Origin of the sequence: Chitinophaga varians, assembly GCF_014529945.1 — a bacterium.
GTDB classification, from domain to species: domain Bacteria; phylum Bacteroidota; class Bacteroidia; order Chitinophagales; family Chitinophagaceae; genus Chitinophaga; species Chitinophaga varians.
The window spans coordinates 158,786-173,381 of sequence record NZ_JACVFB010000004.1 but is presented as its reverse complement, the minus strand read 5'-3'; the positions used below and the strand labels follow the sequence as shown (position 1 = coordinate 173,381).

The window sequence follows — 14,596 nt, the reverse complement described above, 5'->3', positions numbered from 1 at the left end:
TTAAAATTTAGCGTTCACGCCTACCATAAAAGTGCGGGCCTGCGGGAAATATCCCTGATCAATACCGATCAGGCGCGGGTCTGCGTTACCCATCTCAGGGTCCAGACCGCTGTAGTTGGTGAAGGTGAGCAGGTTCTGCGCTCCTACGTATAACCGCAACTGTGGTATACGGGCTCTTTGCAGCCATTTCTCCGGGAAGTTGTAGCCCAGCTGTATATTTTTCAACCGCAGGTAGGAACCGTCTTCCACGAAATAGTTAGACACACTGCTGTTGAGCGCGGAATTGGAAGAGATGCGGAAATACTTGTTGGTAGAGCCGGGACCATTCCAGGATTTCTCCAGGAAGCCCTGCGGCGCGTTGTACCAGCCGGTACCCGACTCCGTATCATAACGCAGGATGTTCATCACGTCATTACCTTGTGAACCCTGCCAGAACATGCCCAGGTCAAAACGTTTATAGTTCAGGTTGATATTCAGGCCATAGACGAAATCGGGCCACGGGTTGCCGATCATGGTACGGTCAGCCGCATCCAGCTTACCATCCGGACCACGCACAATATTGCCATTGGCATCTACGCCATTGATATCTTTGAAGCGGATATCGCCCGGGCGGGAACTGAGGCGCTGTGGGCTTTTATCCACTTCATCCTGTGTCTGGAAAATACCGTCTGTCAGCCAACCGAAATAGTAACCTACCGGCTTACCTACTTCTGTTTTACTGATGGTTTCGCCCAGGTGAGCGGTCGTATAGATCGGTTCTCCGCCGCCCATGCTCAGCACTTCGTTGCGGAACGTGGACACGTTGAGACGTACATTATAAGAGAAATCGCCAAAGTGATGACTGTGGCCCAGTGACACCTCCCAGCCTTTGTTGACCATACTGCCGGCATTGGTCCAGAAGTCTCCCGCAGGGTAACCCATGGTAGATGGTATCGGTACCACAACCAGCATGTTGGTCACTTTTTTATTGAAGTAATCCACTGTCAGGTCCAGCAAGCCATCCCACAGCGTCAGGTCCAGCGCGAGGTCTGTTTGTTTAGACGTCTCCCATTGCAGGCTGGGATTGGCCATGGTCTTACGTTCTGCGCCGAGGTAGCCGGTGCTGGCGTCACCAAACAAATAGCGGAAGTAGGTATTGCCGTAAGTAGACAGATACAATCCACTCGTATTCACATATTGGTTGCCGATAGCGCCGTAACTGGCCCTCAGCTTACCACTGGTCAGCCATGGCAGGTTAGCATTTTTGATGAAGTTCTCCTCAGAGAAACGCCAGGCAGCAGAAGCTGACGGGAAGGTGCCCCACCGGTAGCCTTCACCGAAGTTGGAGCTGCCATCCCGGCGTACATTAGCGGCCAGAATATAACGGTCAGCATACACGTAGTTGATGCGGCCAAAGAACGACTGCAATGCGCTGGAATAGGTATAGCCGGAAGCGCCGGGGTTCATCGTGGCCGCATCGATGATACGCATATCAGGCTCGTTGTTCACGATGTTCTGTTTGGAAGCAGCGTACGACAATCCTTTCGTCAACTCAGCGGAGATACCAGCCAGCGCGGTGATATGGTGCTTGCCAAAGGTCTTATCGAAGTTGAGCGTGTTCTCCCATACAAAATAATTGCTCCAGGAAGAGCTGTTGCTAACTGTATTATAGGTAGCATAATCAAAGGAATTGAGGAAGTAGGCCGGTGTAAATCCTTTCGAGATGCCGCGTCCCAGGTCCATTCCAAAATTGCTGCGGAAAGTGAGCGGATCGATGATCTTCACATCCAGCGCTGCGCCGCCTTTGATGGCAATGCCCTCCCATACGCTCTGCTGCATGCGCTCCACCTGTGCTACCGGATTCGGTTTGTTGGTAAAGAGGATACCGGCATATTGCGAATAGGGGTTATTGGCCTCGTAGCCGGTCATGATACGCTGATAGAAATCAGGCACGCTCTTCAGGTTGTTGCGATACACCGGTGTGATCGGATCAGCTGCCATGGCGCTGAAGATCGTACCGGAGAAAGGATTGTTCTCATCCACATTACGGCGGTTTTCATAGATCAGGCCGAAATTGGTGGTCAGTTTTACGCGGGTGCTGATATCTGCGGTCACGTTGGTACGCCAGGAAAGGCGCTCATAGTCGGAGCCTTTCACGATGCCCTGTTGTTTCATATAACCGGCGCTGGAAGCGTATACCAGGTTTTTACCGGCACCGCTCACGCCTACGTTATAACTCTGTACGGGCGCGTTCTGCTGAATGATCTCTTTCCACCAGTCGGTACCGTTAGGGCCGGAGTTATCGTTCACGAACTTCAGTACCTGCGCTACTTTCTCCGGTGTATTGATATCGGTGGGCAGCGGAGCACCGTCTGCGCTGTACGCCTGTGTTTTATATTTGATGAAATCGGCCGCGTTGAGCATATGCGGGCGTTTCCAGGCCGACTGCCAGCCGGTGTAGGTATCCAGTGTCACATGCATTTTGGTATCATTGCGGCTGCCTTTGCGGGTAGTGATGATCACCACCCCGTTGGAGCCTCTGGAACCATAGATAGCGGCGGTGGAGGCATCTTTGAGGATGTCCATGGCTTCAATATCGTTGGGGTTCAGCCAGCCAATGTCTGTCTGCGGCAGGCCATCTACGATATACAGCGGAGTGTTACTGCCACTGATAGATCCGATACCACGGATACGGACTACCGGTGCAGATCCGGGGCTGCCGCTGCTTTGAGAAACGGTTACGCCGCTCACCTTGCCTTGTAAGGCTTCCGCCGCGTTGCGCACCGGCACGTTACGCAGATCTTTACTGTTCACCGAGCTGATAGCGCCGGTCACATCTTTTTTACGTTGGGTACCGTAGCCGATCACCACTACTTCATTGAGGCCGCTGGTGGATTCTTTCAGGATGATGTTCATCAGTTGTTCACCAGCAGTCACCGGTAGTTCCTGTGAGATAAAGCCCATATAGCTGACCACCAGTATGGCGCCTGGTTCGGCTTGCAGCGAGAAGTGTCCTTCCGCATCTGTTACCGCACCCTGGCTGCCGCCTTTTACTTTTACGGATACACCTACCAGGGGAGTGCCTTTCTCATCGGCCACTTTGCCGGTAACCCTGCCTGCCCGCTGTTCTGATTTGGGGGAGATGACCACCAGGTTATTGTCGACAATACGGAAAGCCAGCGCGGAGCTATCGAGCATCCGCCGCATAATTTCCGACAGCGGCGCATCTTTCACCTGCAGGTCTATTTTACCCAGCTGCCGGATGGCCGTATAGTTATAAAAAAAACGATAGTCGCTTTCCTGCTGGATCTTCGCGAAGATCTTGTCTGCGTCAGCCTTCACAAAAGTGAGCGTGAATTTTTCCTGCGAAAAGACGGTTGCTGAAGCGTGTAAACAGGACAATAACACCACAACAAAACATAACTTCATCATGAGGAGTAGTTTGACTGTCTGGCTGAGCGCATAGGAAGCCCCTCCAAATCTGCTTTTTTTCATAGATTTGTTTTAGAAAGGTTTGTAAAGAAGGGTGTAAGTGAAGTTTCTCAGGCTGACTTACCCCTGTTCATACACATAAGCCTTTTGGGGAAGAGCAGACCTCTTCCCTTTTCTTTTATGGACGAAGCTTATCTCATCCCTCATACATGTTTTCAGGTAATGCGTGCGTTTAACCGTGTGTTCATTACAGGTGATTTTTGAGTTGATAAAATGTTGCTATGATGTTCTATCTGGACAGGTAAACCTGTTGCTGTACTATTCTGTAGTGGAATCCTGTGGTCATCTGCAACAGTCGCAGCGCCTTGTTGATATCTTCCTTTTCAAATACGCCGCTGAGTATTTCTTTCTGCAGTGTTTCGTCTTCAAAAACTATATTGACATTGAATTGTCGTTCCATTTTGCGGGCTACCTCCGCGAAGGTCTCATTCATGAACGCCAGCTTCTGGTTGCACCAGGCCGTTTCCATCACCAGCGCGGGATCTTTGCTGCTGGCCAGTTCCTGCACCCGGAAGTTGACATGTTGTATACTATCACGCGCCGACACCACTGTAGCAGCATCGAGTGATAACACCAGTTTCTCGCGGGGCAGCAGCACTACTTTTTTCTCCGGACTATTACGCATCATCACCTGAACTTTTCCCGTGATGACCGCCACCTCTGCTTTCTGGTCGTCGCCATAGGCTTTTATGTTAAAGGAAGTGCCCAATACCTGAATGGCGAGGTTGTCCGAATGAACAATAAAAGGTTTGTTATCATCTTTGGCCACATCAAAAAATACTTCGCCGGCAACCGTTACATCTCTGCTTTTGCCGGCAAAGCGGGCATCATAGCTAATCTGACTGCCAGCGTTGATCCATACCTGCGTACCATCCGGCAGCAACGCTTTGATAGTGCTGCCCATCGGCGCACTGATCTGTTGCAACGCCAGCGCCGCCGGTTGCTTTTTACGGCCCAGCCACCACATGCCTGCTCCCACAGTTGCCAGCAATACTGCCGCCGCGGCCCACCAGTAAGGACGTCTGGAAACAGTCATCGGGGCTGGTGCTTGCAGCATCTCTTCCATCTTCTCCCAGCCACCAGCCACCACAGCGACTTCCGGGACCGGCGCCGACACGGTGTCCAGCACGCTTTCCATGAAACGGTAGTCAGGGTTCTCTGCCAGCAACTGCTCCAGCTCTTCCAGCTCCTCCCTGCCTGCGGCCTTGCCGGCTTTCCGTGCCATCAGCTCCAGTATTCTTTCTGCTTTCATTGAATGGTTAGATAGTATTACCTGCGAAAAGGACACAGATAAAAAGCAGATTCCCTAAAAGAGAAAAAAAAATTTATCCCAGGGCTGAAACCCTGGCAACATGGAGTTAAATTTCTTCCGTTAAATTCATTATTAGATCCACGATTCGATTTCCCAGGGCTGAAGCCCTGTGCTACGATGTTATTCAGGCTCTTTCTAATGATAAGTTCTTTCGTTTATGCTTAATAGCGATAGCTCAGAAATACTATGATTGAGCACACATCAATAATAACAGCCGGCAACTGGATTGAAGCATCATTAGCAATGTCTTACATTTAAAATTGATATGCTAAGACTGTAGCTTACAATACTGCTCCGCCTAAATAACAACAGCTGCCATCCGAAAGAAATTGAACAATAATCTTAGCCCGGGGCTTCAGCCCTGGGAACCCGGGGGTCATTCGCAAAAATCCGGGAACGTGGGAAATGTGGAAAAAGGAGCGCTCTGGAATGCGGGAGACGTGGAGACGCAGGAAACATGGAAACATGGAGACATAGAGACGCGGCGGCGAGAATGTGAGAACGCAGGAACAGCAGCAAATAATCAACCCGAAATACTGCCCAAAAAACAGGCCGACCCAAAGGCCGGCCCATCGTTGTTCGTTGTTGTTTTTTTTCGGTTTATACGAGACCGGTGGTGGTGCACCAGAATGTATTTGGAGGAATAGTTGCTTTCTCGGCTTTCTGCTGGCCGGGATCATTCAATTTTACAATTCTGAGTTTGGAAACGTCGAGTTTCTTTTTGGTTTTCTTTTTCATAACAAATTGGTTTAACGCGAAAAACATGGCGCCTACTCTTTTCTGAAGGTTTTCAGCTTTCCCTTATCCAGACAACAATGCAGGTTTTTAGTGTGGCAGCAAAATCGAATAAGCAACAATTTACAAAACGGGTGTGAGAAAATACCGCAGTCAGACAGTTGTATGTTGCAGGAAGGGTTGAAGCGAAGCCGACAGTTTTTTGAGGGCGATCATGAGTTGCGCATCTACCGTTTTGGGAGAAATGTTGAGTATGCCGGCTACTTCTTTATAAGACAGCCCGTCTTCTTTTATCAGTTTGAAGATCATTCTGCATTTGGGTGGCAACTGGCGGATGGCTGCTGCGATGGCGTCCTGCAGCTCATGCGTGAGGAGTAGCTGCTCAGCGCCGGCACAAAAACGGACCTGTGGCGCCTGAACGTTGTCCAGGTCCGCCTCCTCGAAGATGGTGGCTGCTCTCAACTGGTTCAGCGCCGTATGTTTCACCGCCACATAAAGATATACTTTGATGTTGTCTATCTCGTGCAGCGTATGGCGCCGCTGCCACAGCTTCACAAATACGTCGTTCACAGCTTCCTCCGCTGGCTGATGTTGCTTCAGGAATGCAAAGGCAAACTGATAAAGCGGAAACATCTGCTGCTGATAAAAAGCTTTAAAGGCCAGTTGGTCATCGTGAAATTGTATGCGGTAAAGCAGCTCCTTCATATTTCATCGTGCGTAAGCACAATATAAAAATAATTTAATAAACTAGGGTAGTTTTTAAATTATTTTTTTAAATAAAAAAGGATGAGCGGTTGAGGATGACGGGCTAAAACGAATTATCTGTACACGGGTGTATTTATAGTGGCGACGGCAGGATGTTGACAAGGTATCATCGGGCGTACATCAACAGGTAGTAACCAGCGCTCAACGGCGTCCTTTCATTCCGCACGGCTCACCGTCACGCCATGAGGTATCAGCCTACCGGTTGACCGGCTGGCCTTTTAATATATCCCTGACCGTTTGTCCCGGCAATACCCGGAACACGGGGATGTTCAAAGCATAACGTTCGCATAGCTGCCGGATACTTTGATCTATCTGCTCATGTGTATACCGCGATGAAAAATGCCCCAGCACGAGCTGTTGCACCCGGGTGGCGCTGACCATCTCTATCACCTCTTCGAGGCGGCTGTGCAGGTTCTTATAGGAGGGATGCTCAATCACTTCATCACCCCCGAGGAAAGTAGCTTCATGAATCAATATCTCTGCATCCTGCCAGGTTTCCGGACTGGCCACCGGCGTGTCTCCGGAATAACTGAGGATGTTACGGCGTACCTCTATCGTGGTTTTTTCCTTTCCCTGCTCCGCGCCTATCTTTCGTATATCCTCCTGCGTTAGTCCTGCCAGTTCAGGGCGCAACTTACGCCGTGTTTGCATGATCTTATAACCCAGGCTACGGACCACGCCCGGGGCGGCACGCACATGCTCATTGCGCAACGGCACCACCAGTATATCCTCTTTGATACGGATTTCATCGTCCGGTGCTACTGGCATCCATACGGTCCCTGACACATGCGGGTCAAATCTTTTGGAAAAAGCTTCCAGCGCGGGGTACGAACCTCCGTCTCTCGGGTAACAGATAACCGGGAAACCATCCCGCGCATTCAGTTGATTGAGTTGTAATAGTCCGGCCAGATGGTCTCTGTCGGCATGGGAAAGAAATACATGACTGATTTTTCTGCTTTTCTGCAACAAAGTGGCACTTACGCCGTCTCCCGCGTCCAGCAGGATGCCCAGCTCTTCTACAAAATACCAGGTCGAAAACAGGGCCGTGGAATAGCCGGTGATCGTTAACGCTTTCATAGTCCAAAGCTACGGATATTAACGCCTCCTTTTTGCAACGACGGTGTAAAAATAGAATGGGCGGGCATTGCGGGAATTCTTAATTTTGTGACATGCGGATAAGAGCTACTATCATACCGCATACCCTGATGATATTCCAATAACAAAACATCATTGACACTGCCTGTACGTTATGACGTGCAACAGCATTTTTGTGCCCATAAAAGCGTTATCATGAAAGAAAATATGACCGCAACGCCTCCTTCTCCCAAACCGGCCCACGCCTGCAACGGCGGCCATGAACATAAGCCCGGAGAAAAACATGACCACAATCATGACCATGATCACGGTCACGCCCATACGATGATGATATTCGGTAAAAACACTGAACTATATTTCAGCCTGCTGTGTGGCGCCACACTGGCTATCGCCTGGATACTCGGACGTACGCTCGTTGCCGCGGGAACAATGCCGGAAGGCGGACTGTTGCCCATCCTGATAGCTTCTTACATTTTTGGTGGCTTCTACACCGCTAAAGAAGCGATCGAAACGATCTCCAAAGGCGGTTTTGAAATCGACTTTCTGATGCTGGTAGCTGCTGCCGGCGCTGCTATTCTGGGTAAATGGGAAGAAGGCGCCCTGCTGTTGTTCCTCTTCAGCCTCGGCCACTCGCTGGAACATTACGCCATGGAAAAAGCCCGTAAATCCATCACGGCACTGGCAGACCTGGCGCCTAAAACGGCACTGCTCAAAACCAACGGCGGCACCAAAGAAGTAGAGACCTCCGGGCTGAAAGCCGGCGACATCATCGTGGTAAGGCCCAACACCAAGATATCTGCTGATGGCATCGTGGTGGCCGGCACCAGCAGTGTAGACCAGGCGCCTATCACCGGCGAAAGTGTTCCGGTAGATAAAATGCCGGTGGAAGATCCTGCTAACGCACTGCAACAGGTTAAAGATTTAAATGCCCGCTATAAAGTATTTTCCGGTTCCATCAATGGCAACGGCTCCCTCGAAATCATGGTGAGCCAGCCTGCCAGCGACTCTACTATTTCCCGGCTGGTGAAAATGGTGAATGAAGCGCAATCCCAGAAATCACCTACGCAGCAGTTCACCGACCGCTTCCAGCGCATCTTCGTGCCGGCAGTGCTGATACTGGTGCTCCTGTTATGCTTCGCTTTCCTCGTGCTCGACGAGCCCTTCAGCGCCAGCTTCTACCGCGCTATGTCTGTACTGGTGGCCGCCAGTCCCTGTGCGCTGGCGATCTCCACCCCGAGTGCAGTACTCAGCGGTGTGGCCAGGGCTGCCCGCATGGGCGTGCTCATCAAAGGCGGCCGGCCGCTGGAAGACCTGGGCAACCTCACCGCGGTAGCTTTCGATAAAACAGGTACGCTCACGGAAGGCAAGCCACGGTTGACCAACGTCATACCCATGAACGGCAACAGCGAAACGGACCTGTTGCAGGCAGCCGTGGCCGTGGAAGCACTCAGCGATCACCCACTGGCAAAGGCAATTGTCCGCGATGGTAAAACCAAACTCGGCGACACCTCCTTCCCGGAAGCACAACAACTGGAAGCAGTACTGGGCAAAGGTATCAAAGCTACCTGGCAGGGCGCTCCCGTATACATCGGCAACCTCGCCCTCTTTGAATCACTCGATGAATACCGCCCTGCTGCGGAACTGACCACACAGGTACAGGAACTGGAACGTGGCGGTCATACGACCATGGTGGTGCGAAAAGGGACCGTTTACGCCGGTATTATTGCGGTGATGGACACTCCACGCCCCGAAGCGGCAGAAGTGCTTAAAACGCTTAAAAGCGCAGGAATAAAGCGTATGATCATGCTCACCGGCGACAATCAGCAGGTGGCGGATGCGGTAGCCCGGCAAATCGGCCTGACCGACGCCTGGGGAAATCTGCTGCCGGAACAGAAAGTGGAAGCCATCCAAAAACTGGCCCGTGATGAACATAAAGTCGCCATGGTAGGCGACGGCGTCAACGACGCACCGGCGATGGCCAACAGCACCGTCGGCATCGCGATGGGCGCGGCAGGTTCGGACGTGGCCCTCGAAACGGCAGATATCGCGCTTATGGGCGACAAACTTACCCTCCTGCCCTTCGCCATCGGCCTGAGCAGAACAGCCAGCAAAATCATCAAACAAAACCTCTGGATGAGCCTCGGCATGGTAGCCATCCTCATCCCCCTTACCATCACCGGCATCGCCTCCATCGGCCCGGCGGTAATGGCCCACGAAGGCTCTACACTGGTAGTGGTGTTCAACGGACTGCGACTTCTCGCCTACAATAAAAAAATCCCGGGAAAATAACCCGGGATTTTTTCTATCCTGCTTCACGGATAATGCTTACGCAGAAAAGTCGCCACCACCGTCAGGTGGTGATTGTCATGTTCGGCAATAAAATACAGCATGTCCGCCAGCGACAGCACCTGTCCCAACCGCGGATGCATCGCCTTTCTCTCCAGATCTGCCGGCGAAAAATGCTCTACCTGCTTGAGGAAATTATCCCGCACCTGCCGAAAATGATAAACCAGGTCATTGATCGGATATTGATTGTGATGGGCTGCCACGGTGACTTTATTTTCAGGGTCAGCCGGTGTCAGGTCACGGCCCGCCAGCAGGTCTTCCAGCCGCTTATCGTGTAGCAGCTCGATGTCTGAAAGATGACCAATATGCTCTTTCACCGACCACTTGTCATTTTCGTGGATCTCCATGATGTCCTCCGGCACCCGCACCGTCGCCTCTTCCAGCCGGGGCGCTGTACAGCGCAACCGCTCCATGAAAAAAGGAATGTAGTCGACCGTATGTCCAAACTGAAAGCGGCGATCAGACCATTTCAATAATTCCGTCATAATAAAAAGCCTCCTATAACTGTAACGCCCTGTAAACGGAATTGTTGCTCGTTTTTCCGCTCATACATTTCCACTTGCGCATACCACTCGAAGCAGCTACCTTCATCTTATTAATTCATCCCCCAAATCAATTACAACAGCGTTATGAGAAAGCTACTCTCCTTATGGATGGTACTGGTGTCCGTTCAGGTATTCGGACAAACGGCCACGCCTACCCTGAAATCTGTTTTACTGACACAACTCCGCAGCACACACAACAAGGCCGACTGGTTCGTGCCAGCCAACACTGCCGTGGCAGGCCTTACGGCCGAACAGGCCAACTGGAAAGATGGCAGCGGCAACCATTCTGTAGGGCAACTGGTACAACACCTCGTTTTCTGGAACGAACGGCAGCTCAACAAATTCCTCGGAAAAGAAGTCAAAGACTTCAATGGCGACAACAACGAAACGTTTGCCAGCGTAGACCAGGCAAGCTGGGAAACAGCCGTAAAAAAACTGGACGAGATACTCACCGGACTGGAAACATTCGTGGAAAAAGCAGACGAGAAAACACTCGCTGCCGCCGCAGGAAACATCGCCAATATCTCAGCACACAATGCCTATCATACCGGACAGATCATCTTCGTCCGCAAGGAACAGGGATCCTGGAACTCCGCAAACGGCGTGAAATAAATTACGAACTACAAATTGCGAATTACGAATTGAGGGTCCGCTTATAGAGAGGTTACTTAGTACCTTTCTCAAAAAGGAAACCCTCAATTCGTAATTCGTCATTCATCATTCGTAATTTCTATTGGGCTAGAGCCAGCTGTGAAAACGCCGGATGAACCAGTTTTTAATTAATTGGGTTAACACACAATAGCTTGCCAGGATAGCGAACAGGAAAGGAAAATACGGAACAGGCAGCGGCTGCATTTTTAACGCTGCCGCCAGCGGACTGAATGGCAACAAAATACCAATGGCCATCACCAGCGTGGTTAACGCCAGCACCGGCGCGGTGGCCCAGCTCTGGATAAACGGCACTTTACGCGTACGGATCATATGCACGATCAGCGTTTGTGATAACAGCCCCTCTATAAACCAGCCACTCTGGAAAAATGCCTGATGCTCCGGTGTATTGGCTTTGAAGAAGAAAAACAACAGCGCAAATGTCAGGTAGTCGAAAATAGAACTGATAGGCCCGATGAAAAACATAAACCGTGCGATCCCGGAAGCATCCCACTTCTTCGGTTCTTCCAGATATGCTTTGTCCATCCGGTCCCAGGGAATGGCTATCTGGGAAATATCATACAGCAGATTCTGCACCAGCAACTGAATAGGCAACATGGGCAGGAAAGGCAGAAAAGCACTCGCGCCCAACATGCTGAACATATTACCAAAATTGCTGCTGGCGGTCATCTTGATATATTTGATGATGTTACCAAACGTACGCCTGCCGTAGATAACGCCTTTCCGCAATACCATCAGGTCTTTTTCCAGCAAGATGATATCGGCACTTTCCTTGGCTATATCCGTTGCGGTATCTACAGAGATACCCACGTCCGCTTCGCGCAATGCGGCCGCATCGTTGATACCGTCGCCCATAAAACCAACGGTATGTCCCTTCTGTTGCAATACTTTCACCACACGGGTTTTCTGTAGCGGACTGAGTTTGGCAAAAATGCTGATATTGTCGATTTCCTTTGTCAACTCAGCATCGCTGATATTATCCAAATCCGGCCCCAGCAAGATATTGTTGACTGGTATCCCTACGTCCCGGCAGATCTTTTTGGTAACGATCTCATTGTCGCCGGTCAGTACTTTCAGGGTAATGCCCAGCTGCTGCAACGCTTCAATAGACGGTTGGGCTGAAGGTTTGGCCGGGTCCAGAAAACCAATGAAGCCGGTCAGTGTCATGTTGTTTTCATCCGCCACGCCGTAGGTAAGTGCACGGTTGTCGAACTCCTTAATGGCGACCAGTAATACCCGTAGCCCTTCTTCATTGAGCTTGCGGGAAATGCGAAGGATATGGTTACGCATACCTTCGTCCAGGGCCATCACGTTATCATTTTCGGAGTGCAGTTCTTTGTCTTCTCCGGGGTTAAAAGCATGTGAACAAAGGGCCAGCATCTCTTCCACAGCACCTTTACAGATGAGCAGGTGCTTACCATTACGCTGCTGCAATATCACGGACATACGGCGGCGCTGGAAATCAAATGGTATTTCATCTATCTTGGTGAAACGGTGGCCTGCCTGAATATGCTCATGTACTTCCACATGTTCCAGCACTGCCTGGTCCAGCAGGTTTCTCAGCCCTGTCTGATAGTAACTATTGAGATAGGCCCATTTGAGCACTTCTTCATCATCCTGTCCCAATACGTTCAGGTGCCTTTCCAACACTATTTTGTCGATGGTGAGTGTTCCGGTTTTATCGGTACACAGAATATCCATGGCGCCGATATTCTGGATGGCATTCAGCCTTTTCACGATCACTTTACGTTTGCTCATGCTCAACGCACCTTTGGCCAGGTTGGCGGTAACGATCATGGGCAACATTTCCGGGGTAAGTCCCACGGCAACGGCTATAGCAAAAAGCAATGCTGAGATCCAGTCGTGTTTTACCAGTCCGTTGATCACGAAGATCAGCGGCACCATCACCAGCATAAAGCGGATAAGCAACCAGCTCACACTGTTCACGCCTTTATCGAAACTGGTTTCCGCCCGTTTGCTGGTCAGGGTTTTACTGAAAGAGCCAAAGTAAGTCTGGTCACCGGTGTTGATGGCGATGGCGGTAGCTGCGCCACTCACCACGTTGGTGCCCAGATAACAAATATTCTCCAGTTCAAAAGGGACACGGCGCTCCGCGTCTGCGATGCTGAATTCCTGTTTCTCCACCGGCAGCGCTTCACCGGTAAGCATCGCCTGGCTTACAAACAGGTCTTTGGATTGCAGCACGCGACAATCTGCCGGTATCATGTCACCGGCAGACAACAGAAAAATATCTCCGGGCACAATCTGCTGAATAGGTATTTCCTGTGCCCCTTCCGGGTTACGCAGCACCATGGCAGTGGTTTTCACCATGCCTTTAAGTTTTTCTGCAGCACGATTGCTACGGAATTCCTGCCAGAAGCGGAGTACGGAGCTAAGGACTACCATCACGCCTACCACGGTGACGGTTTTATAGTCCTGCTCTCCCGGGGCCGCCAGCCATACGTCCATGATGAAGGAGATAATGGCAATCACGGCCAGCACACCGATAAATGGGTTGATGAACGCCTGTAATAATTGTTTGTACCAGGCAGGGGCTTTTTTATGGGTGATCTCGTTGAGACCAAACAACCTGCGTTTGGTCTGTACCTGGTTTTCTGTCAGACCGCCTTCCTGGCTGTCCAACAGGGTCATCGTGCCGGCCCTGTCGCTCCGCGCTACATGGCGGAGCTTTTTGGCTGCCAGTACATTAAATCCGTCTGCTGTTACCTGTTGGGTAAAGGGTATGTGCCGCCTGATGCTGCCTGCTGCTGTTCTGATCATGACTGTAGAATAATTTAATGGTCAGCCGGGGGCGGTTTCTTATCAGGAAGAAAATAGGGCACCCTGGCTTACATTACCGGTATGTCCGGGTCCTGCGTCCATAGTGATAAAAGGTTTGTTGACAGGACAAAAATACTACAGCCTGCGCTGGCAGGCTGTTAGAGGGGCTTTAGAAAAATATTAGAAATTCATTAGAGCGGCAGCAATTATTTTCTGACCAGCTTGGTCACCTGATCGAGGTTGTAGTTGACTGCTGTAGGCACACCTTCTTCCATGGTAGTTTTAGCATAGAGGATGTGTGACTTTAATACCAGCGTATCTCCTTTCCAGCTTATTTTGGCGGCCATCTCTTGTCCGGGCAGCGGGCCCTCTACGCCGGGAAAGGAAACGCTGGCAGCCTGGCTGTACAGCGAGTCATTAGCCCGCAGTTCGTATCCCGCAGTGCTTGCAGAAGCCGGCATCGTAACACCCCATGGTAGTTCCTGTGATGCCACGAGCACTCCATTAACGTAGGTGGCACTCTTCACTTTTGAATCCACGGTATAACTGAGATCTTTGGATGTCATCGTCCGCTCATCAAAAGTAACGGTGCCTTTGTTGCCGGTGCTGATATAGTCAATGTCGAGCAGCCCTTTAAAAGAACTCCCATCCTCATCCGTAAATGATGTGACCGACTGCCCCTTTAATTCCACGCCGGCAAATTTCCATGTACCTATCAACTTATTCGTTGGGTTAGTGCCTGGCGGGTTTACAGTGGGGTCCGGATCGGGACCGGCCATCTCGTCTTTGGAACAGGAGGCAAACAGGAGCATAGCAGATGCTAACAGGAATAGATAGGTACGGGTCATTGGAGTATTGTTTGAGCAAATAATACGCA

At 50.8% G+C, this 14,596-nt stretch carries 10 protein-coding genes; 2 read left to right on the top strand and 8 right to left on the bottom strand.

The features are described 5' to 3' along the window. The 5 genes from ICL55_RS20820 to ICL55_RS20800 all read right to left on the bottom strand — a co-directional run bounded on the left by ICL55_RS20820 (position 1) and on the right by ICL55_RS20800 (position 7,360). Complete coding sequence (locus tag ICL55_RS20820) at positions 1–3,474, bottom strand: TonB-dependent receptor (protein ID WP_188100930.1); 3,474 nt, start codon at positions 3,472–3,474, stop codon at positions 1–3. Between the two features lie 226 nt (positions 3,475–3,700). After that, the gene (locus ICL55_RS20815; RefSeq protein ID WP_188100928.1) at positions 3,701–4,723 is read right to left on the bottom strand and encodes a FecR family protein; all 1,023 of its coding nucleotides are present in this window, start codon (positions 4,721–4,723) and stop codon (positions 3,701–3,703) included. A 660-nt stretch (positions 4,724–5,383) separates the two neighbouring features. Next, positions 5,384–5,521, bottom strand: coding sequence for a hypothetical protein (locus ICL55_RS20810; protein ID WP_188100926.1), 138 nt, complete (start codon positions 5,519–5,521; stop codon positions 5,384–5,386). 150 nt (positions 5,522–5,671) lie between these two features. After that, positions 5,672–6,223 carry an RNA polymerase sigma-70 factor gene (locus ICL55_RS20805; protein ID WP_188100925.1) on the bottom strand — a complete coding sequence of 184 codons (552 nt, stop codon included), beginning with the start codon at positions 6,221–6,223 and terminating at the stop codon, positions 5,672–5,674. Between the two features lie 255 nt (positions 6,224–6,478). Then, a complete protein-coding gene (locus ICL55_RS20800; RefSeq protein ID WP_188100923.1) occupies positions 6,479–7,360 on the bottom strand; it encodes an MBL fold metallo-hydrolase in 882 nt (293 codons plus the stop codon). 213 nt (positions 7,361–7,573) lie between these two features. On the opposite strand from ICL55_RS20800, the gene ICL55_RS20795 reads away from it, so the two are divergent. After that, positions 7,574–9,667 (top strand): heavy metal translocating P-type ATPase, encoded by a 2,094-nt coding sequence (locus ICL55_RS20795; RefSeq protein WP_188100921.1) that lies wholly within the window; start codon positions 7,574–7,576, stop codon positions 9,665–9,667. Positions 9,668–9,690: 23 nt separating this feature from the next. On the opposite strand, the gene ICL55_RS20790 is transcribed toward ICL55_RS20795, so the two are convergent. Continuing rightward, a complete protein-coding gene (locus ICL55_RS20790; RefSeq protein ID WP_188100919.1) occupies positions 9,691–10,209 on the bottom strand; it encodes a DinB family protein in 519 nt (172 codons plus the stop codon). A gap of 144 nt (positions 10,210–10,353) precedes the next feature. On the opposite strand from ICL55_RS20790, the gene ICL55_RS20785 reads away from it, so the two are divergent. Next, entirely contained in the window at positions 10,354–10,881 is a 528-nt protein-coding gene (locus tag ICL55_RS20785) for a DinB family protein (protein WP_223151534.1), read from the top strand. Positions 10,882–11,007: 126 nt separating this feature from the next. On the opposite strand, the gene mgtA is transcribed toward ICL55_RS20785, so the two are convergent. Together mgtA and ICL55_RS20775 are read right to left on the bottom strand one after the other, a co-directional pair. After that, a complete protein-coding gene (gene mgtA / locus ICL55_RS20780) occupies positions 11,008–13,719 on the bottom strand; it encodes a magnesium-translocating P-type ATPase (RefSeq protein WP_188100916.1) in 2,712 nt (903 codons plus the stop codon). A gap of 206 nt (positions 13,720–13,925) precedes the next feature. Next, positions 13,926–14,567 (bottom strand): hypothetical protein, encoded by a 642-nt coding sequence (locus ICL55_RS20775; RefSeq protein WP_188100914.1) that lies wholly within the window; start codon positions 14,565–14,567, stop codon positions 13,926–13,928. Between the last annotated feature and the right edge of the window lie 29 nt (positions 14,568–14,596).

What these genes read in the sequence shown, in the direction of transcription:
- ICL55_RS20820 (WP_188100930.1), bottom strand. Translation starts at nt 3,474, where the DNA reads ATGAAAAAAAGCAGATTTGGAGGGGCTTCCTATGCGCTCAGCCAGACA.
- ICL55_RS20815 (WP_188100928.1), bottom strand. Translation starts at nt 4,723, where the DNA reads ATGAAAGCAGAAAGAATACTGGAGCTGATGGCACGGAAAGCCGGCAAG.
- ICL55_RS20810 (WP_188100926.1), bottom strand. Translation starts at nt 5,521, where the DNA reads ATGAAAAAGAAAACCAAAAAGAAACTCGACGTTTCCAAACTCAGAATT.
- ICL55_RS20805 (WP_188100925.1), bottom strand. Translation starts at nt 6,223, where the DNA reads ATGAAGGAGCTGCTTTACCGCATACAATTTCACGATGACCAACTGGCC.
- ICL55_RS20800 (WP_188100923.1), bottom strand. Translation starts at nt 7,360, where the DNA reads ATGAAAGCGTTAACGATCACCGGCTATTCCACGGCCCTGTTTTCGACC.
- ICL55_RS20795 (WP_188100921.1), top strand. Translation starts at nt 7,574, where the DNA reads ATGAAAGAAAATATGACCGCAACGCCTCCTTCTCCCAAACCGGCCCAC.
- ICL55_RS20790 (WP_188100919.1), bottom strand. Translation starts at nt 10,209, where the DNA reads ATGACGGAATTATTGAAATGGTCTGATCGCCGCTTTCAGTTTGGACAT.
- ICL55_RS20785 (WP_223151534.1), top strand. Translation starts at nt 10,354, where the DNA reads ATGAGAAAGCTACTCTCCTTATGGATGGTACTGGTGTCCGTTCAGGTA.
- mgtA (WP_188100916.1), bottom strand. Translation starts at nt 13,719, where the DNA reads ATGATCAGAACAGCAGCAGGCAGCATCAGGCGGCACATACCCTTTACC.
- ICL55_RS20775 (WP_188100914.1), bottom strand. Translation starts at nt 14,567, where the DNA reads ATGACCCGTACCTATCTATTCCTGTTAGCATCTGCTATGCTCCTGTTT.